This is a genomic window from Bradyrhizobium sp. sGM-13 (assembly GCF_018398875.1).
GTDB lineage: Bacteria > Pseudomonadota > Alphaproteobacteria > Rhizobiales > Xanthobacteraceae > Bradyrhizobium.
The window spans coordinates 388,773-413,865 of the sequence record NZ_JAGWDK010000002.1; the positions used below are offsets into that span (position 1 = coordinate 388,773).

Annotated in this window: 13 protein-coding genes and 1 pseudogene; 11 read left to right on the forward strand and 3 right to left on the reverse strand. The window is 62.4% G+C overall.

What is annotated here, in order from left to right; all coding sequences use genetic code 11:
- The first annotated feature begins 77 nt into the window (after window positions 1-77).
- Window positions 78-11,744, forward strand: coding sequence for a filamentous haemagglutinin family protein (locus tag KJQ96_RS04290; RefSeq protein WP_213285445.1), 11,667 nt, complete (start codon window positions 78-80; stop codon window positions 11,742-11,744).
- Window positions 11,745-11,971: 227 nt separating this feature from the next.
- Here KJQ96_RS04290 and KJQ96_RS04295 read toward each other — a convergent pair whose 3' ends face one another.
- On the reverse strand, window positions 11,972-12,892 hold the full coding sequence (locus tag KJQ96_RS04295; protein ID WP_213285446.1) for an MBL fold metallo-hydrolase: 921 nt from the start codon (window positions 12,890-12,892) through the stop codon (window positions 11,972-11,974).
- Window positions 12,832-13,359, reverse strand: coding sequence for a nuclear transport factor 2 family protein (locus tag KJQ96_RS04300; RefSeq protein WP_249733715.1), 528 nt, complete (start codon window positions 13,357-13,359; stop codon window positions 12,832-12,834). The genes KJQ96_RS04295 and KJQ96_RS04300 overlap by 61 nt, the downstream gene beginning before the upstream one ends.
- A gap of 243 nt (window positions 13,360-13,602) precedes the next feature.
- Between KJQ96_RS04300 and KJQ96_RS04305 the strand changes: the two genes are divergently transcribed.
- Window positions 13,603-14,490: a LysR family transcriptional regulator gene (locus KJQ96_RS04305; protein WP_213285447.1), complete on the forward strand. Its 888-nt coding sequence runs from the start codon at window positions 13,603-13,605 to the stop codon at window positions 14,488-14,490.
- Between the two features lie 114 nt (window positions 14,491-14,604).
- On the opposite strand, the gene KJQ96_RS04310 is transcribed toward KJQ96_RS04305, so the two are convergent.
- Window positions 14,605-15,504, reverse strand: a complete 900-nt coding sequence (locus KJQ96_RS04310) for a LysR family transcriptional regulator (protein WP_213285448.1) — start codon at window positions 15,502-15,504, stop codon at window positions 14,605-14,607.
- A gap of 185 nt (window positions 15,505-15,689) precedes the next feature.
- On the opposite strand from KJQ96_RS04310, the gene KJQ96_RS04315 reads away from it, so the two are divergent.
- The 9 genes and pseudogenes from KJQ96_RS04315 (at window position 15,690) to KJQ96_RS04355 (ending at window position 24,961) form a co-directional block, all read left to right on the forward strand.
- A complete protein-coding gene (locus KJQ96_RS04315; protein WP_213285520.1) occupies window positions 15,690-16,652 on the forward strand; it encodes an N-carbamoyl-D-amino-acid hydrolase in 963 nt (320 codons plus the stop codon).
- A gap of 1 nt (window position 16,653) precedes the next feature.
- On the forward strand, window positions 16,654-17,478 hold the full coding sequence (locus KJQ96_RS04320; RefSeq protein WP_213285449.1) for an ABC transporter substrate-binding protein: 825 nt from the start codon (window positions 16,654-16,656) through the stop codon (window positions 17,476-17,478).
- The gene (locus KJQ96_RS04325; protein WP_213285450.1) at window positions 17,475-18,332 is read left to right on the forward strand and encodes an amino acid ABC transporter permease; all 858 of its coding nucleotides are present in this window, start codon (window positions 17,475-17,477) and stop codon (window positions 18,330-18,332) included. Before KJQ96_RS04320 ends, KJQ96_RS04325 begins: the two co-directional genes overlap by 4 nt.
- The gene (locus KJQ96_RS04330; RefSeq protein ID WP_213285451.1) at window positions 18,329-19,093 is read left to right on the forward strand and encodes an amino acid ABC transporter ATP-binding protein; all 765 of its coding nucleotides are present in this window, start codon (window positions 18,329-18,331) and stop codon (window positions 19,091-19,093) included. The genes KJQ96_RS04325 and KJQ96_RS04330 overlap by 4 nt, the downstream gene beginning before the upstream one ends.
- 13 nt (window positions 19,094-19,106) lie before the next feature.
- On the forward strand, window positions 19,107-19,922 hold the full coding sequence (locus KJQ96_RS04335) for an ABC transporter substrate-binding protein (protein WP_213285452.1): 816 nt from the start codon (window positions 19,107-19,109) through the stop codon (window positions 19,920-19,922).
- On the forward strand, window positions 19,909-20,793 hold the full coding sequence (locus tag KJQ96_RS04340; RefSeq protein WP_213285453.1) for a polysaccharide deacetylase: 885 nt from the start codon (window positions 19,909-19,911) through the stop codon (window positions 20,791-20,793). The genes KJQ96_RS04335 and KJQ96_RS04340 overlap by 14 nt, the downstream gene beginning before the upstream one ends.
- A 37-nt stretch (window positions 20,794-20,830) precedes the next feature.
- A pseudogene (locus KJQ96_RS04345) lies at window positions 20,831-22,413 on the forward strand (ABC transporter substrate-binding protein).
- On the forward strand, window positions 22,410-23,783 hold the full coding sequence (locus KJQ96_RS04350) for an amidohydrolase family protein (RefSeq protein WP_213285454.1): 1,374 nt from the start codon (window positions 22,410-22,412) through the stop codon (window positions 23,781-23,783). Before KJQ96_RS04345 ends, KJQ96_RS04350 begins: the two are co-directional and overlap by 4 nt.
- A gap of 35 nt (window positions 23,784-23,818) precedes the next feature.
- Window positions 23,819-24,961, forward strand: coding sequence for an amidohydrolase/deacetylase family metallohydrolase (locus KJQ96_RS04355; RefSeq protein ID WP_213285455.1), 1,143 nt, complete (start codon window positions 23,819-23,821; stop codon window positions 24,959-24,961).
- Window positions 24,962-25,093 lie beyond the last annotated feature (132 nt).

Below are 25,093 nucleotides of genomic sequence, written 5' to 3' on the forward strand. Positions count from 1 at the left end.
AGTCCCTGATGTCCCACAACCCGTCTTCCGCCCGCACTCGCTTGTTCCTGCATCGGGCCTTGCTCGCGAGTGTCAGCATGGCGGCGCTGTTGGCCAGTCCGCAGGCTTACGCGCGCCCGTTGGGTGGACATACGCCGATGCCGTCGCAGGCAGCGCAATCGGCGGCGCAATCGGCCTCGCAGGCCGCGCAGCAGGCGGCTAATTCGCTGAAACGGGCCACGCAGTCCATTCAGGCCATGCAGGCGGCGCAGCAGGCCGCCCGTAATCTCGCTCGGACCGCGCCGAGCACGTTGCAAAACGGTTTGCGGTCGGGTGGTCTGGTGGTGATGCCGGGCGCGACGCCAGGCGCGACCAACGGCGGTGCAGGATTATGGCAGGGCGCAAATCTGCCGACTGAGTCCACAAATGGCGGCCGCACGCAGGTCACGGTCAGGCAGAACGAACAGAAGGCGATACTGACCTGGAAGGAGTTCAACGTCGGCCGCGAGACGGATCTTTATTTCGACCAACGCGCCGGCGGTGCTGATGCCAAGAACTGGATCGCGTTGAACCGCGTGACGAATCCTGGCGCCGCACCGAGCCAGATCCTCGGCTCCATCAAGGCCGAGGGACAGGTCTACGTGATCAACCAGAATGGCATCATTTTCGGCGGCGCGAGCCAGATCAACGTCAACACCTTGGTTGCTTCCTCGCTCAGCCTGTCGAACCAGCAGTTCCTGGCCGGGATCAATACGTCCATCGTTCTCAGCAATGGGAGCGTCGGCTACATGCATCTGCCGCAGTTCGGCGATTACAACCCGAACCTTCCCGATACGACCAAATCCGCCGATCCGGCCAACCCGGTAGGCCAGCCTGCGCCTTTGATGCCGGCCAGCGCGCCGGGTGACGTCGTCGTTAAAGCCGGCGCCGAGATTGCGGCGGCGAGCGGCGGCAAGGTAATGCTGTTCGCGCCCAAGGTCATCAATAGCGGGCAGGTCAGCGCACAGGACGGCCAGGTGATCATGGCCGCCGGCGAGCAGATCTATCTGAGAACCAATGTAAGCACCCAGTCCGATGTCCCGGCCGCCGTGCGCGGTCTCGACGTCGCCGTCACGGGGCTGATGCCATGGCTGTTCAACTACGATCATTTGAGGGGAGCGCTCTCGGGTCTGCCGCTCAACAACCCGAACAATCCGCCGCTCTACTCGGAATCGCCTTATGGCCAGAGCCTCCGCGACATCATCCTTCCCCTGATGGAGGCGCGCGCGGCGGCGGTCGGCTACCAGGTCGTGAATAACGGCATCGTCGAGGCCAATCACGGCAACATCACCGTGATGGCGCGCGGCATCGTCCAGAATGGCCTGCTCTCGGCCTCGACGGCGCTCAACAACCGCGACGGCTCCATCCGGCTGCTCGCCTACAGCAACGGCATGCTGGCCTCGAGCGGGGCCACCGATCCGGCGTTTCTGTATTGGCAGACCGGCAGTTTACACTTGATGCCCGGAAGCGTCACGTCGGCCATGCCGGACCTCTCGGACGCGAGCGAAATCGAGCTGTCGGCGCTTTCCACGCGTTACAAGCCAGGCCGCGTCGAACTGCGTGGCAATCTCATCGACATTCAATCGCAGGCCAACGTCGTCGTTCCCGCCGGTACAATCAGTGTGGTCGCGAGCAGTGCGGCGCAATTGGCCGATGAGCCCGTCAGCGGGGAAACGCCGGTTCGTGATGGCAGCCGGATCTATGTCGGCGAGGAGGCTTATCTCAGCGTCGCCGGCTTGAATGACATCGCGATCGCAATGGAACGCAACTTCGTCGAGGCCGAGTTGCGCATCAATGAATTGCGTGACTCGGTCCTTTATCGCGACTCGTGGCTGCGCGGTCAGAAGATCGTGGTCGACCGGCGCGAAAGCGGTGCTTTCACCGATGGTCCCATGGCTGGCGTAAGCTGGGGAGGTGCTGCGGGCTCATGGGTCGGAACGCCGCTGGCGGATGTGTCGGCTTGGATCGGCGTCGGCAAGACCGATTTGGGCGAATTGTCGACGGTCGGCGGTTCGATCTTCATCTCGTCGTCTGGCTCCATCGTCACACGGACCGGTTCTATCCTCGATGTGTCGGGCGGGTCGGTGCGTTACGCAGATGGCTGGGTCAAAACCACCAAACTGCTCGGGGCCGATGGGCGCATCTACGACATCGGAGACGCCAGACCCGATCAGGCCTACGTGGCTTTCGCCGGCGGCTTCACCCGCTCGCACGACCGCTGGGGCATCACGGAAACCTGGACGAGCCGGTTCGGCAAGACGGGCGCTCGCTATGAGCGCGGTTACACGGAAGGCCGCGATGCCGGCTCGATTCAGCTCTACGCCGCTGAAGGCATTGTGCTTGAAGGCAGCTACTGGGGTGGGGTTGTCGTCGGCGAGCGCCAGGCCGCCACGGGCAAATACGCCAAGGCGGGCTCGCTGACCTTCGGCGGCAAGGACGACAGCGACAGGCGGTGGCTGCTCGACAAGCTGATCATCACCGACAATCCAGTCACGTTGCCGAAGGATTTCACCGCGACGGCGGCGCTCGATGGGTCCTGGTATTCTCCCCCTCCGAGCGCGAGTTTTCTTCCGGAGCGCACCACTTATCTCGACTCCGGCGTGTTGGCTGCATCCGAGCTACGCAACATCGAGCTTTATGTCTCCGACGATTTCACTCTCACGCAGGGTACGACCCTCAATCTGACGCCGCGCAGCACGTTCTCGGTGCTCGCCAATTCAGTCGACAGTTACAGGCAGAACTTCCGCATCGATGGCACGATCCGCACAGCCGGCGGCACGGTCAACCTGCTCCACGCGGAGAGCGTGAAACTCGGCGCCACCGGAGCCATTGACGTCAGCGGCCATTGGGTCAGCGAACTGACCAACGGCGTGGCCGCACTCGCGCCGCAGGTCGCTGGCGGCGCCATCACGCTCATGAACGCGCAGTTCGATGTGGGCGCCGTGCTCGATGTCTCGGGCGGCGGTTGGCTGAAGAATCGGAGCGGCAAGCTGCAGACGCAAGCCGGCGACGGCGGCACGATCCAGCTCAACACGATCGATATGGCTGAATTCGCCAAAGCCGACCTGCGCGGCTACGCGGCCGGCTCCGGCGGCTCCCTGGCATTTTTGACGCCTGGGAACCTGCAGATCGGGGGCGATGCGCCGACGGCGGCCGACACTTTCCGTCTGCCAGAGACGTTGTTTACCGAGCGCGGCTTCCGCTCCGTGCAAATCGGCGCGGGCGGCAGCATCATCGTTCCGGCGGGGGTCACGGTCTCGCAGATCGCGCGCAGTGTGGACCTGACGGACGCTGCCCGCTTCAGCTCGGGCACGAAGCTCGCCGACATGGGGCCGCTCGTGGTCCTGCCACTCGCACAGCGCGTAGATCTCAAGCCGACATCGCTCTCGCTCACCGGCAACAATATTTCGATCGGTGCCGGGGCCATCGTTCAAACCGATGTGGGCGGCAGCATCTCGATTGCGTCATCGGGCACCAGCAGTGGCGCGATCGAAATCGCGGGCAGGCTGGAGGCACTCGCTGGGAAAATCAACGTTTCAGCAGGAACGGTGACTGTCACCGGCACTGGCGCGCTCGTCGCAAATGGCGTGCCGGTTATCCAGACGGGTGCCTTCGGACTGCGCGAGGGTGTCGTGCTCGGCGGCGGCTCGGTGACGCTCACATCAACGACCCTCGCGTTGCAAGCGGGCTCGCTGATAGATGTCTCCGGCGCCAGCGGCGAGATCGACCTACCGCTTTCCGGCGCGCTCGGATCGCATTCCACCGCGACGGTCGCGCTCGCCAGCAATGGCGGCAGCATCTCGGTGTCCGGGCAGGGCCTGATGGAGGGAACATGGCGCGGCCATGCCGGAGGTGGCGGCGCACGCGGCGGTGCCCTAACGCTGTCCGCGGGAACGCTGTCGGCGTCCTTGATTTTGTCCGACACGGCGGCGGCGCAGCCTGGATTGGTCGTGCGTCCGTCACTTGTCCAATCTGCGGGCTTCGCCGACCTCACTCTCTCTTCCTCGTCGACAATACGATTGGAGAACGTGGACCTCACGCTCGGAGGCTCGATCTCGATCGCCGGCGCGCTGGTCAACGGCAACGGCACCAGCTCACGCTTGTCGGCTCCATACATTTCGTGGCGGGGTGTGTCATCGAGCGACCCGACGCGCGCGGGCACGCTGACGCTCGCCGCCTCGCTCATCGACATCAATAGCGCATCCATTCGCGGCTTCGAACAGTCGGTGCTGGAGGCATCCGACATCCGGCTCACGCCGCTCCGGCTCGGCCTTGGGGCATCGCTCGACGTCGACGGCACGTTGGTGTTGAAGGCCGGGCAGGTCTATCCGACGTCGCAGACCAGCGCGACGATCAAAGCCTCGGACAAGATCGCTGTTCAGCAGAACGGCGAGGCGGGTCTCGCCTTGTCGGTCGGCGGTTCCTTGACGCTCGAGGCGCCGGTGATCGAACAGGGCGGCATTCTCCGCGCGCCTTTCGGGCAGATCACGCTCAAGGCGAGCCAGAAGCTGACACTCGGCGCCGGCAGCGTCACGTCGGTCAGTGGCGATAGCCTCATTCTACCCTATGGCAATCTCAGCAATAATGAGAACTGGACCATCGTTACGGCAGACGGAGGACAGGCAACGGTCATTGCCAGCCTGCCCGAGAAACGCATCACCCTCGATGCGCCAAATGTTGATCTCGCGGCCGGATCAGTGGTCGATATTCGTGGTGGCGGCGACTTGCATGCTTCGGAGCACGTGCCCGGGCCGGGCGGCTCACACAACGTGCTGTCGAGGCCGGGCCTCTATGCAATTGTACCGGCGCTGAACAATACAATCGGTGTGCCGGATGCGACGCTGCGCAGCGGCGATCGTATCTGGCTCGATGGCGGCAGTGGCATCCCCGCCGGCTGGTACACGCTGCTGCCGGCACGCTACGCGTTGCTGCCGGGCGCCTATGCCGTGCAGATGGTGAGCGGCTCACAGGGCGCGTCGATTCCGAGGTCTGTTCGCTTGACCGACGGCTCCGCGATGATGGCCGGCTATCGCGGCAATGCGCTTGACGGCAGTCATGATCAGTTGCCGTCGTCCTGGCGCGTGATGTCGGGCGATGTCGTCCGCAAGTACAGCGAGTACAACGAAGCTTTCGCCAACACGTTCTTCGCCTCCGACGCCTTCAAGCTGACTCAGTATCGGCTCACCGGTCAGAATATCGTCACGCCGCGCCTGCCGATCGACGGCGGCTCGGTGGTGTTCAAGGCGACGCAGGACCTGATCTTGAACGGCCTGTTGCGCTCGCAGGCCGCAGCCGGCGGGCGCGGCGGCCTTGTCGACATTGCGGCACAGAAGATCGCGATTCTGGGCACAGGGCAGGACGCCGGCGCGCTGCGTGCCGACGGCTATCTGGTTATCGATGCGGTCAATCTGTCCGGCTTTGGCGCGGGCAGCCTGCTCGTCGGCGGTATCCGCAGCGGTGACACCGGCGGCCTGCGAGTGGATGTGACAGCCGACAATATTATTGTGCGCAACAGCAGCGACTCGGCGTTAACAGGATCGGAAATCATCCTGGCCGCAAGCGAGACGATCGACGTCGGCGCCGGCAGCGTCATCGCCGCGCGCGGCGATGCGCCGACTGGCGCGGGCGATCTCGTGATAGCGCCCCAGGTGCCGCAATCCATCAACAATAATGGCACGTCCAACACGAGCGATGACTTCGTGGTGCCGGCACGGGACTGGGGCGCCCTGATCCGAGTCTCCAATGGTGATGCGGTGCGGGTCCGCCGCACCAACGTCGACATCACCGTCGGCGGGCAGGTCACCATCGGCGCCGGCGCCGTGATCGACGGCGGTAAGGCTTTGCTGATCGATGCCACCAGGAGCACCGCCGTCACCCAGGCGACACTGTCGGGCGCGGCGCTGTCGCTCGCATCGGGCCGCATCGGATTCGGCGGCGGCAGTGGCCTGGTGATCGATGCCGCAGCACTGGCCGCGCTCGCCAACACGCAGCATCTGACACTGCGCAGCTATTCCAGCATCGACTTCCACAGTGGTGTCGACTTGTCCGGCCTCAAGGCCGTGACGTTCGATGCGGCGGCGCTGGTCGGCTACGGCGCCAATCCGATTTCGGTCGCCGGCAATCGGCTGGTCCTGGAGAATACCGCGAGCACTTTCGCCGAGCCGGCCGGAGCCGGTCACGGCAGTCTGAGCCTTACGGCAGCGGAATTGGCCTTTGGCGAGGGTGCGAAAGCGCTGCGCGGCTTCGACACTGTCATGCTGGTGGGCACGACGCGCATCGTTGGCGAGGGCAACGGTCGGCTCGATGCGGGAGCAGCGACGCTGACCTTCTCGACACCGGTGCTCACTGGCCGCGGCGGCGCCAGTCAATCTGTGACGACGACCGGTGCAATCACGGTTGCGGCGAGCGGTTCCACCGGGCCGCGCGATCTCGACAGCCTCGGCGCACGCTGGAGCTTGACCGGCCGCTCCGTCGCCCTTGACGGTCGCATTGACGCGCTTGGCGGCGCGGTGGACCTTGCCTCCACCAATGGTGACGTCGTTCTCGCGGGGGGCTCGCTTATCGATGTCGGCGGCTTCGGCAAGCAGTTCTTCGACGTCGCTGAATATGCCGATGCCGGGCGCATTTCGCTGAGCGCGGTCGGTGGTTCGGTGCTGCTCAATGCGGGCGCGACGCTCGATCTCGGCTCGGCGCGCGACGCCGACGGGCGTCCGGTTGGCGGTGGGGCGGGTACGCTCGCGCTCGCATCGGACGGCAGCCAAGTGGTTCTGGATGGCACGATCAGGGCAACGGCCGCCGCCGGCCAGCGCGGCGCGTCCTTCTCGCTCGACATAGCCACGTTGCCGAATTTTGCCGCGCTCAGTCAGCGCCTGAACGAGTCAGGCTTCTCGAAATCACGCGCCTTCCGCGTGCGCTCCGGCGACGTGGCCGTCGATGGCACCACCGTGGTCGAAGAGTTCTCGCTTTCCGCCGACCAGGGCATTGTCACCCTTGCCGGCACGATCGACGCGCGTGCGCGCTATGGGGGCGCGATCGCGATCTATGGCGGCCAAGGTCTCGTCATGACCAACGCCGCCCTGCTGCGGGCCAGTGCGACCGACACGGTGGATCATTTGGGTTCGGGCCGGGTGACGCTCGGCATTTCCGGCGGAGCGCTGAATATCCAGGGCGGTGTGATCGACGTCGCGGGCGGCGAGGGTGGCAAGGTTACCTTGCGCGCGCCGGTGATCGAGCAGCCGGGCGCCGACACCGTCAACGTCTCCTTCACAGGCACGATCGCTGGCGCGCGCGAGATCGTACTCGAGGGCTACAAGCGCTTCGATCTCGCTCAACTCGCGGGCAATTCCAACTATGTCGGTGTCATCATCAACGGCAGCGGTCAGGCCGAGCTTGATCTTGCCGCAACGGCCGCGGGCAAGCTGAATGTCCTGGCGGACTACGGCGCCGGCACGCTGGTGGAGTTCGTGCGCGACTTCGACATCTCGGCTGCTTACGGCGCACTCGGCGGCCTGGCGGGACAGGCCAATTTCCATGCCCGCGCTGGCATGGAATTGAATCACCCCGGCGACATCGTGTTGAAGTCGAACTGGAACTTGGCTGCGGGCGTTGTCGACCAAGCTGGCGCGATCGCTGCCGGCGTTATGGCCATCGATCCGATCCTCAACAAGCCGTACGTGGTGGCAGGCCGCCAGGGCGACCTGTTGGCCAATCACACCACGATGATCTACCGCACCGGCGGCAGCATCTTCGGCGAACCGGGCGTGCTGACTTTGCGCGCCGGCGGCAATCTCGTCCTCAATGGCAGCATCAGCGACGGCTTCTTCAATTTCGCTGATCCGCTCGATGCCGATTACGTGGCGAAGGCCAATTCCTACATTGCCGACTACAACCTGTTGCTCAACGGCGGCTTCAACAGCGGCGGCGGTAACTCGGCCCTGACGAGTTGGAGCGCTTACACCAGCACGACAGCTTTGCCCACCCGCTATCTGGGTTTGAGCTTCGGCGCGACACAGACCGCTTTTGTCCCGACTGTCTTGCAGGATATCCGCGCCTCGTCGCTGCACGTGCCCTATAGCGCCGCTGCCAACTCAGCAGCGGCCAAAGGAACGATGGCAGGCGGGGCGGGCGATGCCGTGAAGTACGCAGACCTGTTCCCGGGCGTTAGCCAGGGCGGCGGTCAGACGGTTGCGCCGGCCTCGTGGTCCTACACGCTGGTCGCCGGCGCGACGGCGTCCGGTCAGGCTGCCGATCCTCTGCAGCGCATGGCCGGCACGTCCGGCAGCATCCTGCTGCAGGAACAGCCGAGCTTTACCTACACAGCGAATCCCGCCCAGCAGACTCGTAACTCGGTGGTGATCGATCTCAATACCGGCTTCAGCCCCTCGTCGGCGCCGAATACCAACGCCGGCACAACCACTCCGGAAAGCTGGTTGACCCCGATCACGAGCTATAGCGGGGTAAACGACAATGCGACTGCGGTCGTCGCGGTCGGCAGGCTCGATGCGTTCCCGGCGCGCGCGCTGTTTGACCAGCTCTTCGCCGAGTTTATCGCCGAGAAATCACTGGTGCGGAATTCGACGAATCCGGCGGAGGGCTACAAGATCATCCAATCCTCGTCGACCGGCTACAGCTTCGTCATGTCGGTGGCGAACTTCAAGTTATTCTACAATCAGAAGATCGTTCCCAATCTGACCGCTATCCTCGCCACGTACACGCTGCCGACGCCGCCTGTCCCGCCGGTCCAGACGACCGCCAGCGCTGCCACCATGGTGCGCACAGGAACGGGCGACATCAACATAGCGGCAAGCGGCGATATCCAATTGAAGGGTGGCGCGTCGATCTACACCGCCGGCCGGCGCGATCTCACGGTCTTTAGCGATTTCACGACCGCGCCGGCAACCGCCAGCTACGGCGTGGGCGGTGGCCATGTTCACGTTGCCGCCGGCGGCAACATCGATGTTACGCTGCCGACCGATCGCTCGCAGATGCAGCACTATACCGAGTGGCTGAAGCGGCAGGGGACGGTCAATTCGTCCTACCTTTTCGCGCCAGTCTGGCAGAGCGGTCTGCCGGATCGTCCCGCCGAACAAAGCTCCTGGTGGATCGACTATACCAACTTCCAGCGCGGTGTCGCCGCCCTCGGCGGCGGCAATCTGGACATCAACGCCGGCGGCGATCTTAACAACCTGACGGTTGCCGTGCCGACCAACGGCCGTGTGCGCGGCGGGCGTACCGCCACCGAACAGAAAATCCTCGAGCTGCGCAACGGCGGCGCCATGACGGTCGAGGCGGGGGGTGCCGTGCGCGCCGGCTACTACTACCTCGGGCGCGGAGCCGGCACGATCGAGGCCGGCGAATTCGCGGTCGGACGCGAGGTCAAGATCACGAGCGGCGGACGGGTGACGACCTATCCTATCGCGCCAATCCTCTCGCTCGGCGACGCCACGTTGAACGTGCGCACCGCCGGCGATCTGCGGCTGCAGACATTCCTCGATCCGCTGATGGTCGGTAAGGGGGAAATCCATGAGTTCAACTTCATGAGCGGCCAGACAGATCGCACGGCGCTGAGTCTCACCTCGACCGGCGGCGACGTGATCCTGGTCGGCCAAACGAGCTATCTGTCCAAGGACCTGAACTCGACGGGCGGAGCCTCAGAGGCGTGGACCAACGTCAACAACTTCGCCGGCAACATCTATCCGTCGAAGCTGCGCATCGCTGCGTTGAACGGCTCGGTGATCAACGAGTCGCAGTACAACACGACGACGGGCTTGGTGCCGACGCTTTACACGCTGCCGGGCAGCAGCCCGGAGCTGCGGATTATCGCCGCGGACGACGTTCTTGTTGGCTCGATCCTCATGAGCCGCGCCACGCCCGCGATGATCCCTTCGCCGTTCGAGCCGGTCGCCGGAACCACCCTCGTGCACGTCAACCTCAGTGGGATGCATAGTGTCTTGACGAATCCCATCGGAGGGCCGGGCTTCACACCGCACGCTCTGCACCTCTATAATCTGAGCAATCCCGCGCATCTGCCGAACGAGAACGACTACGAGCCAAGCCGCATCTATGCCTTAAACGGCTCGATCATCGGCACCACCTATAGCTCGGGCGTCTCGATCGCCACGGCCGCCATTACGGCGAACGAGCAGACCTGGTTCCGCGCCGGCACGGATATCCGCAACATCAATTACAATTTGCGCAACATCCATCCGACCGACGTATCGCTCGTCGAGGCCGGTAACGACATCGTCGGGGGGCCGATCTATGGTTCGATTTACGCGCAAGGGCCCGGTGCCGTTGCGGTGAGCGCCGGGCGCGACGTCTATGCGCCCGAATTGCATATCATGACAGTTGGCAATCGCGCCTACGATAAGAACAACCGGCCAGTCGATTTCTCGCAGATCTTCGGTCTGCCAGATGAGAGCGCGGCCATCACCGTGATGGCGGGTTTGAAAGGCAAACAGCCGTCTTATGACGCGTTTCTGGCGGCCTATCTCGATCCGTCGAACGTCGCGGCGATGCCGGACTATCTGAGGACAACCCTGGCGGACGGCACAATCGTGCCAATCTACTTCACCGACGCTTACGAACTCCGCAAGTCCGGACAGTCGCATAAAATCCGCTCTGGTCTTGTCTCCTTCGTCAAAGATGTGACGGGCGAGACCCTGACGCCGCAGGATGCCTGGGCCAGGTTCCAGAGCCTGCCAATGCTGACCCGTGAACGCTTCGTACGGCAGGTCTACATGCAGGAGTTGCGCGAAGCCGGTAAGGATCAGAACGAGGTGGGCACGGACGGTCTGCCGCGCAACGGCGGTTACAATCGCGGTTACACGGCGATCCAGACGTTGTTCCCGGGCAATGACTGGAAGGGTGATGTTGCGATCGGCAACGCCCTGTTCCGCACCATGGCGGGTGGCAATGTTGAAGTGCTCACCCCCGGTGGCGGCTTGCAGGTGGCGGCGTTGGGCAAGGAAGCTCCGTCGGGCTACGGCCTGGTGACGTTGGGCTATGGCGACATCAATATCTTCGCCCGTAACAATGTCGTTGTGAACCGCTCGCGCATTCTCACCTTTGGCGGTGGCGACGAGATCATCTGGTCAACGGTGGGTGATATCGACGCCGGCCGCGGCGCCAAGACCGCCCGCGTGCCGTCGGCGCCGGAGGTCCAGACCGATATCGACGCGGTGACGCGCATTCTGGAGAAGGCCGACATTTCCGGCAGTGGCATCGGCACCATCGTCGGCTTCACCGGCGTGGAGGAGGGCGACGTCCATCTGATCGCGCCAGAGGGCACGGTGAATGCCGGCGATGCCGGCGTGCGGGTTAGCGGCAATCTCTACATTGGGGCCCTCTTTGTGCTGAATGCGAACAATTTCCAGGTCTCAGGTGAAGTCAAAGGCTTGCCGGCGAAAGAGAGTTCGACCACTCCCTTGAAGCTCGAGGGCGGCGACGCCAGCCAGAAGGCGGCTATCGACGCGGCGAAGGATGTAACGCAATCCGGTGGAGGCCAGCAGCCCTCCGTCATCATCGTCGAGGTGCTCGGCTTCGGCGGCGGCGGTGGCGACGCACCGGTCAATCAAGACGAGCAGCAGGAGCGGCGAGGCGATGTGAATGAGCAACAGTCTCAAAATCCGGACAGCGCCTACCAGGTTCTGGGCGCTGGCCAAATGACGGCGGATGAGGCCAGGCAGGTGATAGCCGAGCGCCGTCGCGTCTCCGGACGGCGATGAGGCGCGAAAGATGTTCACTACGTTCGGGACGCAGGGCAATCTCGTTTGGCGAGGCACACAAAGCGCGTATCCAGGCGAGGGTGCCGGTGCGCGGTTGACGAGCCTTCGTTAGCTGTCTTGTGTGGGGCTTTGCTTCGACTGCAAAGTTAAACCCGATCTGATCATGCGCCCTGCGGTCAGCGTAGGTGTCGAGCCGGCATTAGCGACGGCCGGCCGGCTCACTGCGGCTACACGATCGGAATAAATGCAAATCCCTGCTTTTCCGCAACTATTCTACCAATGCCTGGTCGATCAAGGTGAGCGCCAGCCAGCCATGTATGCGTGTGCGCGGTGTCTTTGAGCAACTTGATCCGACTAGCTCTCGCCGTGGCTTCGTCATCGTCGTAGGCCCAGGTAAGCTCGGGACAGGAAAACTGTGCAGCGGGAACGTGGATAAGGTCGCCGCAGAATAGGACATCGTCCTCGTCAGTGTTGAGGAGATAACCCATATGGCCTCGAGCATGCCCAGGTATCGCTACTGCCAGTAAATGATCGGCCAGCCGGTCTCCTCCGTTAATTGGGACAAGAATTGGACGAAACTGCTCTAGCTCTGGCTCGGCAAGAAACTCCTCAACGGCGTCTTGCGCTATCACAATCTTCCTCAGGCCGTTAAATGCCCGTCGACCGTCAGGCATTAGGAGACCATTGATGTGGTCGCCATGGGCATGAGTGAGGGCGATCATAGTGATCGATGACGTGTCGATGCCTGCCTCCGCCATCACCTCCACGAGGTGACCCATGGACGGATCCCAACTCCCGCCAGCTCCACAATCAATCAAGACGCGGTCCATGCCAGAGCGGTCAAATAGGAAGCAGTTGACCGGCAATCGAACTAGCGAATCGTTCCGCTGAGGCGATTCGGTCTGCCTGCATATTTTGTTGTTAGGATGCTTGAGGGATTCGGCGGGCAGGTCGACATATCCATCAGAGAGTGACCAGATCCTCCATGATCCCGAAGCGCAGCCCAAGGTGTTGGCGCTTTGTGAGAGAACTTCCACGGACAACCTGCCAAGCGTGTGATTCACTTTTAAAAACGGCACCGAAGCCGTCAAGCTTTCGAAGTCATCACTTTCTGAGCGATCTTCCAGGTTCCGTTGACCTTTAGGCATGACAACATGTCGGTGAAGTAACGTGGCGGAATCTGCAATTTCAACTTCACGAGTGCGAGCTCTCCTTCAACATCTATCGATAGGATCTGATCGTGGCGCTCCAAACCCTGTTGTTTCGGAGCTTTCAGGTTCCGGACGGCTGCTAGCCACGTCGCAATGGGCGTCACGCTCACATTGCCATCGTCGCCGACCTTGGTCACGGAACTGGATGGGTGAAATATCGTAGCAAATTTATCTGCATCCATTTCATACGCCCCGTCGAAATAGGTCTGCGCTAGAGCGCGCAAGGCACGAGCATCGGTATCCATAAGGTTGTTATCCATGAGGTTGTTATTTGGAACGGTAGGAGACTGCGCATGGCTGATCGACCGATCTCCAAGCATCAAACCGGGAGCGCTGACGAGGGTGGCTCCAAAAGCTGCGCTGGCAGATCGGCTCAAAAATGCTCGTCGATCCATTTTGAACATTCTGCTCTCCTAAAAGCCCGTTAGTCTAAGTTGCGTTCTTCAGATGAAGACTGAGATCGCCGGCTACAGGCGCTCAAGTTGTTACAGCGAAACTCTCAGGCCCAGTTACCTGCGCCGAACGTCAAGCCGGCCACAAAGGTGCGGAAAGTTGCCGCTTCTCGTCGTTGGCCAAAACTAGGACAAAGTGGTTTATGAAACTAGTCGTGTTGCATAGCATGGGATTATGAGCGATATTCATGAATCATGAAGCACGAACTGAACGACCTCGCTACGTTTGCAACCGTCGCCAGTGAACGAAGCTTTACGCGGGCCGCGGCAAAGATTGGTGTATCTCAGTCTGCCCTGAGCCACACGATTCGGGGACTTGAGCAACGGCTCGGGTTGCAGCTTCTTGCTCGGACGACCAAGAGCGTCGCGCCAACCGCTGCAGGGGCTGCTCTTCTGAAAGAATTGGCTCCGGCACTCGACCAAATTACGCGTGCTATCAACAATGCCCGAAGCGTTCGGCACCGACCTGCCGGACGCCTTCGAATTGTAATGTCCCGGTCGGCTGCTGTGATGGTATTGTTACCCCGGCTCACGGCATTCGCCGAGGCCTACCCCGACATCGTCCTTGACGTTGTTACTGTCACTGGCCCTGTAGACCTCGTTGCGGGCGAGTTCGATGCCGGTATTCAACTCGGCGAGTATATTCAAAAGGACATGATCGCGGTGCGGGTCACGAAGGAGCTGCGATTGGCGGTGGTCGGATCGCCTGGTTATTTTGCATCACGAAACATTCCTCGGAAGCCAAAGGATCTAAACGATCATCGATGCATAGGTTTGCGTCTTCCGGGCGGTCCATATCGGTGGGAGTTCGAGCAAGGCCGAAAGACGGTTACGATCGGCGTGAACGGCCCACTCATAATCGATGATACCCACCTGGTAATTCAGGCGGCACTCGCTGGCGCCGGCCTAGGACTCGCATATGAAGAGCAAGTCGCAGAGTATCTCGCGAAGCGGCGCCTTATTCGTGTGTTAGAGGACTGGACGCCGCCAATTCCCGGCTTCTTCATGTATTACCCCAGCCGTCACCATCAGCCGGCTGCGCTGTCTGCATTAACGAACGCGCTGCGGCTTTCTCAACAATAGCTGGCAGTGAGACTTTAAGTTTTTCAAGAAGGCTGTGTGTGCACGATGTGTGCACCGGGAGATCAAAGAAAATCCTAGGACGAACGTTCTGAGCAGCCTCAGGCCCGGCAACGCTCAAGATACATCTCGGTCCAGCGAGCGGCTCGCTTGCCGGACTTCATTCAAAAATGCCTTGGCAAGGCGTGATAACGGCTCCGCCTCAGACCACAGCATATAGGCAATAGCGACCGTCTTGGGCGTGAAAGGCCGAACGATCAGGCCTTGGCCGCCGCTCTGGCGCGGTGAAAACGGATCGACGACCGCCGCGCCCACGCCAGCGGAAGCGAGCACGCAGGCCGTATTGCAGTATCGCACCTCGACGCTTGGCTGGAACGGCGCGCCGGCTTGCGCAAAGCTCTCGCGCACGGCCTCGCCCAATCGCGTGCCGCGCTCCAGCCCGATGAAGGGCAAGCCGACAAGATCGGACGCGGAAATGACCGGTCGTTCGGCCAGCGGATGGTTCGGCGGCAGGACGCAGACCATTTCGCCGGTATGAACCACCTCATGTGCAATGCCGGGATGATGCGACAGTCCGAGCGCGAAGCCGAGCTCTGCAACCCTGCTCGACACGCCGTCGATGATTCCCTCGTAGCGCCTTACATCGAAGAAGACGCGCGTCTGCTGACGGCGGCGCAGGAAATCCGACAAAGCGCGCGGAATGATGCTGTAGGCCAGCGGCGGCGTCGCCACGATGGACAGAAGTCCCGAGCGGGACTCCCTCAAGTCGCGCACGCGATTTTCGAGTTTGGCGTGGAGCGCAAAGATCGCTTCACTTTCCTTGTAGAGCGCCATCGCCTCTGATGTCGGGAACAGTCGGTTGTTGACACGCTCGAATAGCGCGAAGCCCGCCTGCGCCTCCATCGTCTTCAGCGCGTTGCTGATCGCCGGTTGCGACAGCGCCAGTTCGTCGGCCGCCGCGACCGTGGTCCGATGACGGATAACCGCACGCAGGATCTCCAATTGGCGCAGGTTCATATAACTACCGGTTATTGTCTCGCTGAAAATATCATAGCACGAGTGATTGCGTTTAGGGCTGCGCTTCCGCGTAATCATCCCTGCATCGGAGCGCTATCGGAGCGGGATCATCCGCCTCTTGAGTAAGCAGTCCGCTCAGTTTGGAGGCAATGTTGGTTCGAGTTCTCCGCGGCGCCGCCGCCCAGATGGGGCCGACGCAAAAAACGGATTCGCGAGAGCATACGCTCGGCCGGATGTTGGCGTTGCTGGAGGAGGCGGCCGCGCACGGCGCAACACTGGTTGTTTTTCCCGAACTGGCGTTCACGACTTTTTTCCCGCGATGGCTCATCGAAGGCGACGCACTCGATGATTACTTCGAACGCGGTATGCCGAATCCGGCCGTGCAGCCCTTGTTCGATCACGCCCGGGTGCTCGGCATCGGCTTCTACGTCGGTTACGCCGAACTGACGTCGGACGGTCGGCGCTTCAACTGTTCGATCCTGGTCGATAGCGACGGCGAGATTCTCGGCCGCTATCGCAAAGTGCATTTGCCGGGTTCGGTCGAGCCGCGCGCCGGCGCATCCCACCAGCAGCTCGAAAAGCGCTATTTCGAATATGGCGATCTGGGCTTTCCTGCCTTCAGGGCGGGACCGAACTGGCGCCACGCAATCATGGGCATGATGATCTGCAATGATCGCCGCTGGCCGGAAGCCTGGCGCGTGCTGGGCCTGCAGGGCGTCGAACTGGTTTGCGTCGGCTACAACTCCGCGGCTTACGATCCAAATGGCGGCGTCTCTGAAGACGCGGCGCTGCGCACCTTCCATTCCCAGCTCGTGACTCAGGCCAACGCCTACATGAACGCCACCTGGGCGATCGCGGTCGCCAAGGCGGGAAACGAGGATGGCTCCGGACTGATCGGGGGCTCCTGCATCGTGGATCCCAATGGCCGGATCGTCGCCGAAGCGCAAACGCTCGCAGACGAAATTGTCGTAGCGGACCTCGACCTCGATCTCTGCCGCCAGGGCAAGGACAAGATGTTCAATTTCGCCGCGCACCGGCGGCCCCAGCAATACACAGCGATCACAGAGCGTGCCGGCGTTATCGAACCGGCCGCATTCGATGCGACTAAACATCAAGCAGCCAGTCGTGGCGCGGGCCAAAGGAGCTGATATGACACATCTCTCATTGTTTCTTGGGTTCGCCGCGCTCCTCGCCATTAGATCTGCACAAGCTGCCGAACTGCCGGAATCGATCAAGCAGGCGGGCACGTTGCGGTTGACGGTCAATTCGACCTACGCCCCCATGGAATATCGTGATCCCACGACAAATCAGCTCGTCGGGCTCGACATCGATCTCGCCAACGAAATCGCGAAGCGGCTGGGCGTGAAGATCGTCTGGAGCGAAACGCCGTTCGCCGAGCTTATTCCCTCATTGCAAACCAAGCGCGCCGATTTCATCATCAGCGGCATTTCGGACCGCAGCTCGCGGCGTGAGACCGCCGATTTCATCGACTATCTCGCGACGGGCCCGCAGTTCTTCGTCCTGACGGAGAATGCGGCGAAGTCCCCCATCGATCTCTGCGGCAAGAAGGTTGGAACGACACGCAGCACCAGCTTCCCGGTCGAGATCGAGAAATGGAGCAAGCAGAATTGCGAGGCGAATGGCAAGCCCGCCGTGCAATATGTTCCGGGTGAGAACAGCATCGATGTCCGCAACCAGCTCAAGCAGGGCCGCATCGATGCCGCGGTGCAAGGCACCGAGACGCTGCCCTACGCCCAGCAGCAGGAGGCGGGGAAGTACCGTGTCATCGGAGAGCCGTTCGCCACCGGCTATCAGGGCATCATGTTCCGGAAAGACGACGTGGCGCTCCGCGAGGTGGTGACGCAACACCTCGCAGCTATGATCGCTGACGGCTCCTACAAGGCCATTCTCGACAAGTACGGATTGGGCGCGAACGCGGTGGCCCAACCGATGATGAATGCGTCCACGCAATGAGAGCAGCGCCCACGCTAGCGGAGGGTTTTCCCGATATTTCGGGGATGACGATCGCGCGTCAGGTTCATTGGCAGCGATGGCTCGCTGCGGCAGCGATTCTCGTCGTACTGGCTGCGATCGGTCGAGCCTTCGTCAACGGCCAGATCGAATGGACCTATGTCAGCCGCTTCCTGACTGCGAAGGTGATCCTTGAAGGAATCACCAACACCATGGTGATGGCGGTGCTTGCGATGGCGCTCGGCGTCGTCTTGGGTGTCGTCGTCGCAATCATGAGGCTCTCGTCCAATCCGGTTCTGGCGTCCGTCGCCGCCGGCTATACGTGGCTGTTCCGCGGCACGCCGCTGATCCTGCAGCTATTGTTGTGGTTCAACCTCGCGCTGGTGTTTCCGACGATCGGGATTCCGGGCCTTTGGTCGGCCCGGGCGGTGGATGTCATGACGCCGTTTCTATCAGCGCTACTCGGCCTCGGCATCAATCAGGGCGCCTACACGTCCGAGGTGATGCGGGCGGGCATACTGTCGGTCGACGTCGGACAATATGAGGCCGCCCAGGCGGTCGGCATGGGACGGCTGCGCGCGCTGCGCCGGATCATCCTGCCGCAGGCGATGCGGGTCGTAATCCCTCCGCTCGGCAACGAATTTATCGGCATGGTGAAGGCCACGTCGCTGGCAAGCGTCATTCAGTATCCGGAGGTGCTGCACAACGCTGAGAATATCTACTACGCGAATTCACGCGTAATCGAACTCCTGATCGTCGCCGGCTCCTGGTATCTGCTCGTGGTGTCGATCTTGACGCCGCTGCAAATGCTTCTCGAGCGACGTTTCGCGCGTGGCACGTTGCAGATCACCCGATGACCCAGCCCCTCGTTGCTATCCGTTCGGTCGGCAAGAATTTCGGGGAGTTTCGGGCCCTGAATCGTATCTCGCTGGACGTCTGGGCAGGCGAGGTGCTTTGCCTGATCGGGGCGTCGGGATCAGGCAAGACAACGCTCCTGCGTTGCATCAATCAGCTTACGCCGATCGACAGCGGCGGCATCTGGCTGGATGGCGAGTTGTTGGGCGTAAGAGAAGAGGGTGGGCGATTGCATCGCCTCACCGACCGGCAGATCGCGCGCCAGCGCCTGAAGACCGGAATGGTGTTTCAGCGCTTCAACCTGTTCCCGCACAAGACCGCGCTTGAAAATATCACCGAAGGTCCGGTGCAGGTGCAGGGCCGTAGCCGCGAGGAGGCGCGGACGGAGGCGATGGAGCTTCTCGGCCGCGTCGGGCTAGCGGCGAAAGTTAATGCCTATCCCTCACAGCTTTCCGGCGGGCAGCAGCAGCGCGTGGCGATTGCCCGCGCGCTCGCCATGAAGCCGATGCTGATGCTGTTCGACGAGCCGACGAGTGCACTCGATCCGGAGCTGGTCGGAGAGGTGCTCACCGTCATGAAGGAGCTTGCCCACAGCGGCATGACGATGATGGTGGTGACGCACGAGCTCGGCTTCGCGCGAGAGGTAGCGGATACGGTCGTCTATATGGACCATGGCGTAATCGTGGAGTCCGGGCCTGCAGCGGAGGTTCTGGGCAAGCCCCGTGAAGTACGTACTCAATCTTTTCTTTCCGCGGTGATCTGATGGGGCAATTGTCATGATGAAATGTTTTCTCGCTGCCGCGCTCGCTTGCGCCGCTATCACTTCAGCCATGGCGATCGAACTGCCTCCGGAAATTGCCAGGCAGGGCAGCATCAAGGTTGCCATCGTACCGAATTATCCGCCGCTGGAATTCCGCGACCCCGCGACCAACACGCTGACTGGTTTCGACGTCGAGCTTGGCGAGGCGCTCGGCAAGAGGCTCGGCGTCAAGATCGACTGGCAGCAAACCAGTTTCGACCAGATGATGCCTGCGATTTCGACGGGGAGGGTGGATGCGATCCTGTCCGGCATGACGGATATGGCTAGCCGGCAGGACACGGCGACCTTTGTCGACTATCTCCGCAACGGGCCCCGGTTCTTCGTGCAGCAATCGCGCGCCGCCGAGTTCAAGGACACGATCGCGTTTTGCGGGAAGAAGGTCGGGGCCAGCCGGCGCACGTCCTTTCCGAAGCTGATCGCCACCTGGAGCGAAGCCAATTGCGGCGGCAACCCGATTCAATTCGTCGGCACCGAAGGATCGGCCGACGCCCGGACCCAACTAAGGCAGGGACGGATCGACGCGGCCGTCCAGGGTGGCGAGACGCTACCCTACATGATGGAACTTGAGCCGGGTACCTATGTCCCGATCGGCGACATCTTCGCCACCCAGTTCACCGGACTTGCGTTGGGCGTCAAGGAGAAGGTGTTGCAGCAAGCGGTCGTGGAGGCCCTAGACTCCTTGATCGCGGACGGCACCTACCGTGCTTTGCTTGCGAAGTGGAAATTGACCGACTACGGCGTAGAGAAGGCGACGATCAATGCTGGACAGTAAAGCACTTGCGAGCATTCCGCTCATGCCCGCGAACACCGCGCCGCCGGCCCCGAACTACCCGTGGCCCAAACGCCATACGTCAGCGATGTTCCTCTCCTTCGACGTGGACGCGGAGAGCGCTTGGACCAGCAAGGACGCAGCTCACGCCCAGCGCCTCATCACGATGAGCTATGGCGGCTATGAGGCGCGCGTCGGCACGCCAAAACTCTTGGAACTGCTCGATCAGCTTGATCTGAAGGCGACCTTCTTCATCACCGGCTGGTCGGTGGAAGCGCATCCGGCGATGGCGGAGGCCATCCTCAAGGCCGGCCATGAGATCGGCCATCACGGCTATCACCATCTGCTGCCGGATCCGGGCGATCCCTGGATCGAGGAGGAACTGGAGCGGGGTTTTGAGGCGCTGAAGCGCCGGCTTGGCGTCAAGCCCATCGGCTATCGCGCGCCTTACGGCGAATTCACCGAAGAGCTGCGTGTGGCGCTGGTGCGCCACGGCATCATCTACACCTCATCATTTCGCGACGACGTGCGGCCTTACCGACATCGCCTTGCCGATGGCAGGCCGGGCACGATCGAGCTTCCGGTGACTGCAAGCTATGACGACTGGATGCACGGACTGTCCGCCCGATTCAGCCCGCGGCCGATCTTTCCGAAGGAGCACGTGCTCTCGATCTGGAAAGACGAGCTTGATGAGGTCAGGGATTGGGGCGCGATGGTCACGACCGTGCTGCATCCGCAATGCAGCGGTCGTCCGATGCGGCTTCGGCTGCTGCGGGAATTTCTCATCTATGCCAAATCCTGCCCCGATCTGTGGATCACAACCGGAGAGGCGATCGCGGCGAATTTCAGAAGCCACGAAGCGGCGACCATCTGAGTGTCGTGCGGACCACATATCGTTCGAGGAGTAATCGATGCTCGTTTCCCGTCGTTCACTGTTAAAGGCCGCTGCCGCCGCGCCGGCGTTGTCGCTGCCGGAAATCCTGCGGGCGCAGTCGCAGACGACGCTGCGCTTTATTCCGGTGATCGACCTGACTTTCATCGATCCAATCTACTCCACGGCGCAGGTCTCCCGAAATCATGGCTTCATGGTCTACGATACGCTCTACGGCATGAATTCGGCGCTCGAGGTCTCGCCTCAGATGGCGTCCGGACATGTCGTGTCCAACGACGAGCGCCAATGGGACCTGACGTTGCGCGAGGGCCTGCTATGGCACGACGGCGAGCGGGTCTTGGCGCGCGATTGCGTCGCGAGCATTCGCCGCTGGGCGGCCCGCGACGGGTTCGGCGCCGAGCTGATGGCCGCAACGGACCAATTGTCGGCACCTGATGACCGCACTATACGTTTTCGGCTGAGCAGGCCGTTCCCTCTGCTGCCCGCGGCGCTCGGCAAGGCCGCGATCCAGGCGCCGTTCATGATGCCGGAGCGGCTGGCGAGCCAGGATCCATTCAAGCCGCTAGCCGAGGTCGTGGGCAGCGGTCCTTTCCGCTTCGTGGCGGATCAGCGCGTGCAGGGCGCGCGCAACGTGTACGCCCGTTTCGATCGTTATCTGCCCCGTCAGGACGGCAAACCCGATTGGACCGCCGGCCCCAAGATCGTTCATTACGACCGCGTGGTCTGGACGACGATGCCAGATGCGGCAACGGGGGTGGCTGCCCTGCAAACGCGCGAGCAGGATTGGCAGGAAACTACGCCGCATGACCTGTTGCCGGTGCTGAAGCGTACTGGCGGCATCACCACGCGGATCCTCGATCCGCGGGGTTACACCTGCATGTTGCGTGTGAACCACCTGCAGCCGCCGTTCGACAATCCCGCCATCCGCCGCGCGCTGTTGGGCGCGATCGACCAGTCTGCCTTCATGACGGCGGTTGCGGGCGATGATCCCGCCCATCAATCCTCGCCGATCGGCTTCTTTGCACCGGGTACACCGATGGCGAGCGATGTAGGCCTCAATGTGTTCCGCGGGCCGCGCGACATGGCCAAGGTCAAGGCCGATCTGAAGGCCGCCGGTTACAATGGTGAGAAGGTGGTGCTGTTGGTGCCACCAATTCCGTTGCACAAAAGCCGCTCGGCGACATCGCAGCCGACATGCTGCAGCAGGCCGGCATGAACGTCGAATATGCCGGACTGGATTTCGGCGTGGTGCTGCAGCGGCAGTTGAAAAAGGATCCCGTCGCCCAGGGCGGCTGGAGCGCCGGCGTCGGCAACTGGCAAGGCATCGATTGGCTGAACCCGGCCGGAAATTCGAATCTGCGCGGTGACAGCAAAGTGGCTGGTTGGTACAAAAGCGAGAAGATGGGGGCACTACGGAGCCAGTGGCTCGCTGCCGGCAATCTTGCCGAACAGCAGCGCATCTGCCGCGATATCCAGGCGTTGTCGTTCGAGGAAATTCCCTACTTCCCGATCGGTCAGTACAAGCAACCGACCGCGTACCAATCGAACATTACCGGCATCCTCGACGGCACGGCCGTGTTCTGGAATGTGAAGCCGGCATGAGCACGATCGCCATTTTTGGCAGCTATGTGTTGTCGCGCAGGGATGGCGCGCAGGAGGTGCTGCGCGATCACTGGGTGTTGCTGGAAGGCAAGCGGATCGCCGCCATCACGAGCGACCGACCGTCGGCCACCGAGGTCTTCGACAGGCCGGGCCGGTTCGTGCTGCCCGGACTTCTGAACCTGCACAACCATTGCTTCAGCGAAGCCGTCGCCCGGACGCATACGGAGGACGGCAATGGTCGCCGGAACAATCAGAGCATCGTCTATACGGTGCTGCTGCCGCTAACCAAGCGCGGCGCCGACGTGTTGTCGCCGTCGGAGCGGCTCGCCATCGCGCGGCTCGGCATTTTGCAATTGCTGAAGGGCGGCACCACCACTGTGATGGAGCCATTCCGCAACACTATTCCGGAGATGTTCGACGCCGCCGAGGAAATGGGAATCCGCTTCTACGGTGCGCCGTATTTGTTTTCGACCTCGGATGCCAAGGCGGGTCCTGATGGCGTGGTGCATTACGCGGGCGAGGATGGCCAGGGCGATATGGACACCTGGAACGCGCTATATAATCGCTGGAATGGACGCGGCGACCGCCGGATCGGCCTTGCGATGAGCCCGCACGCAACCGACACCTGTGGTCCGGATCTGCTGCGGGCGTGTGCCGCCCGCGCACGCGAACTCGATGTTCCCATCACCACCCATCTCGCGCAAAGCCAGGCCGAAGTTGCGACGATCGGGAGCCGTCACGGTGGACGCACGCCGGCCGAGTATCTCGACTGGCTTGGTCTGCTGGCGCCTGATCTTCTGGCCGCGCACTGCATCGCAAGCACCGATGGCGATTTGAAGCTGATGGCGGCGAGGGGCGCCACGGTGCTGAACTGCCCGCGCGTGTTTGCGCGCTCAGGCGTTACCGCGGCGTTCGGCCGTTTCGCGGAGCACGGTGTCCGGACGGTGGTCGGAACCGACGGCTACAACATGGACCTCCTCGGCGAACTCAACGCGGCGTCGATGATCTCCAAGATTGCTTCCGCTCGCGCCGATGTAGCCAATGCACCAGAGCTGATCGAATCGGTCACGGCAACCGCGGCGGCGGTCATCAAGCGGCCGGACCTTGGGACGATCGCGCCGGGTGCTACCGCCGACCTCACCGTCGTCGACCTGACCCATCCCCATTTGCAACCATTGTCCGATCCACGACGCGGGCTGGTCGCGCTCGGCAACCGCGCCAACGTCGATCAGGTGATCGTCGATGGGCGTGTGCTGATAAATGCCGGTCGATACATTCACGGCGACGAGACCTCGATAATGTCGGCCGCGAACGCGGCGATCGGCAAAATCTGGGACTTGCCGGAAGCCCGGGCGGCCTTCAATGGCTGACCGCTGGTCGGCACACGCACTGTCAGGAGATTGCAATGCCTATCGATTTGATCCTGCGCGGCGGCCGGGTGATCGACCCCTCCCAGAAGCTCGATGCCGTGACGGATGTCGCCTTCGCTGGCGGCAAGGTGGCCATGATCGGAAGCGGGCTCAAGGCCGATCCTAGAACCGATGTGCGCGACGTATCGGGTTACATCGTCACCCCCGGTCTGATCGATCTGCACACCCACGTCTATTGGGGCGGCACCTCGCTCGGCATCGACGCCGAGGAGTTCTGCCGCACCTCCGGCGTCACCACGGCGGTCGACACCGGCAGCGCCGGTCCCGGTAATTTCGTAGGCTTCCGCAAGCACGTCATCGAGCCGAGCCAGGTCCGCATTCTGGCCTATCTGCACGTCTCCCACGCCGGCATCTACGGCTTCTCGCATCGGGTCATGGTCGGCGAGAGCGAGGAGATGCGCCTGATGAACCCGATCGACGCCGTCAAGGTGGCCGAGCAAAACCGCGACCTCATCGTCGGCATCAAGGTGCGGGTCGGGCTCCACGCCTCGGGCACCTCGGGAATCGTGCCGCTCGACATCGCGCTCGAGGTCGCTGAAGAGGTCGGCATGCCTCTGATGGCGCATATCGACCATCCGCCACCGAGCTACGAGGAGGTGCTCGCCCGCCTGCGTCCGGGCGACGTACTCACGCACGCGTTCCGGCCGTTTCCCAATACGCCCGCCACCGCGCAAGGAACGGTGAAGAGGGTGGTGCTGGAGGCACGCGAACGTGGCGTGTTGTTCGACATCGGCCACGGTAAAGGCTCATTCGCCTTCAAGACGGCCCGCGCGATGCTCGCCAACGGCTTCTATCCAGACACCATTTCCTCAGATGTCCATGCCCTGTGCATCGACGGGCCGGCCTTTGATCAGGTAACGACGATGTCCAAGTTTCTGTGCATGGGCATGCCGCTCCCCGATGTGGTCGCGGCCTCGACGGTGAATGCGGCGATGGCGCTGCGGCGCCCCGAGCTCGGCAGCCTGAAGCCGGGAAGCGCCGGAGATGCGACCCTCATCTCGGTCCAGCAAGGCCAGTTCGACTATGTCGACGTCGTCGGCGAGCACCTGATCGGCGACCGCAAGATCATGTCCGAAGGCGTCGTCATCGCCGGTCGGTGGTGGCACCCGAAGGAGTGACCGAAAGGTTAGGCAGAACCGATGGATGAGCAGGCCGTGCTGGCATACCGCTTGCAAGCAAAAGGAGACTGATTGGCATCGGTTTGACTGGCCTGTTTCACCTCATGCGGCATCGAACCTTGGGCCAATGAA

Coding starts and splice junctions, on each gene's coding strand:
- KJQ96_RS04290 (WP_213285445.1), top strand. CDS start 78: ATGGCGGCGCTGTTGGCCAGTCCGCAGGCTTACGCGCGCCCGTTGGGT.
- KJQ96_RS04295 (WP_213285446.1), bottom strand. CDS start 12,892: ATGCCTAAAGGTCAACGGAACCTGGAAGATCGCTCAGAAAGTGATGAC.
- KJQ96_RS04300 (WP_249733715.1), bottom strand. CDS start 13,359: ATGTTCAAAATGGATCGACGAGCATTTTTGAGCCGATCTGCCAGCGCA.
- KJQ96_RS04305 (WP_213285447.1), top strand. CDS start 13,603: ATGAAGCACGAACTGAACGACCTCGCTACGTTTGCAACCGTCGCCAGT.
- KJQ96_RS04310 (WP_213285448.1), bottom strand. CDS start 15,504: ATGAACCTGCGCCAATTGGAGATCCTGCGTGCGGTTATCCGTCATCGG.
- KJQ96_RS04315 (WP_213285520.1), top strand. CDS start 15,690: ATGGGGCCGACGCAAAAAACGGATTCGCGAGAGCATACGCTCGGCCGG.
- KJQ96_RS04320 (WP_213285449.1), top strand. CDS start 16,654: ATGACACATCTCTCATTGTTTCTTGGGTTCGCCGCGCTCCTCGCCATT.
- KJQ96_RS04325 (WP_213285450.1), top strand. CDS start 17,475: ATGAGAGCAGCGCCCACGCTAGCGGAGGGTTTTCCCGATATTTCGGGG.
- KJQ96_RS04330 (WP_213285451.1), top strand. CDS start 18,329: ATGACCCAGCCCCTCGTTGCTATCCGTTCGGTCGGCAAGAATTTCGGG.
- KJQ96_RS04335 (WP_213285452.1), top strand. CDS start 19,107: ATGATGAAATGTTTTCTCGCTGCCGCGCTCGCTTGCGCCGCTATCACT.
- KJQ96_RS04340 (WP_213285453.1), top strand. CDS start 19,909: ATGCTGGACAGTAAAGCACTTGCGAGCATTCCGCTCATGCCCGCGAAC.
- KJQ96_RS04350 (WP_213285454.1), top strand. CDS start 22,410: ATGAGCACGATCGCCATTTTTGGCAGCTATGTGTTGTCGCGCAGGGAT.
- KJQ96_RS04355 (WP_213285455.1), top strand. CDS start 23,819: ATGCCTATCGATTTGATCCTGCGCGGCGGCCGGGTGATCGACCCCTCC.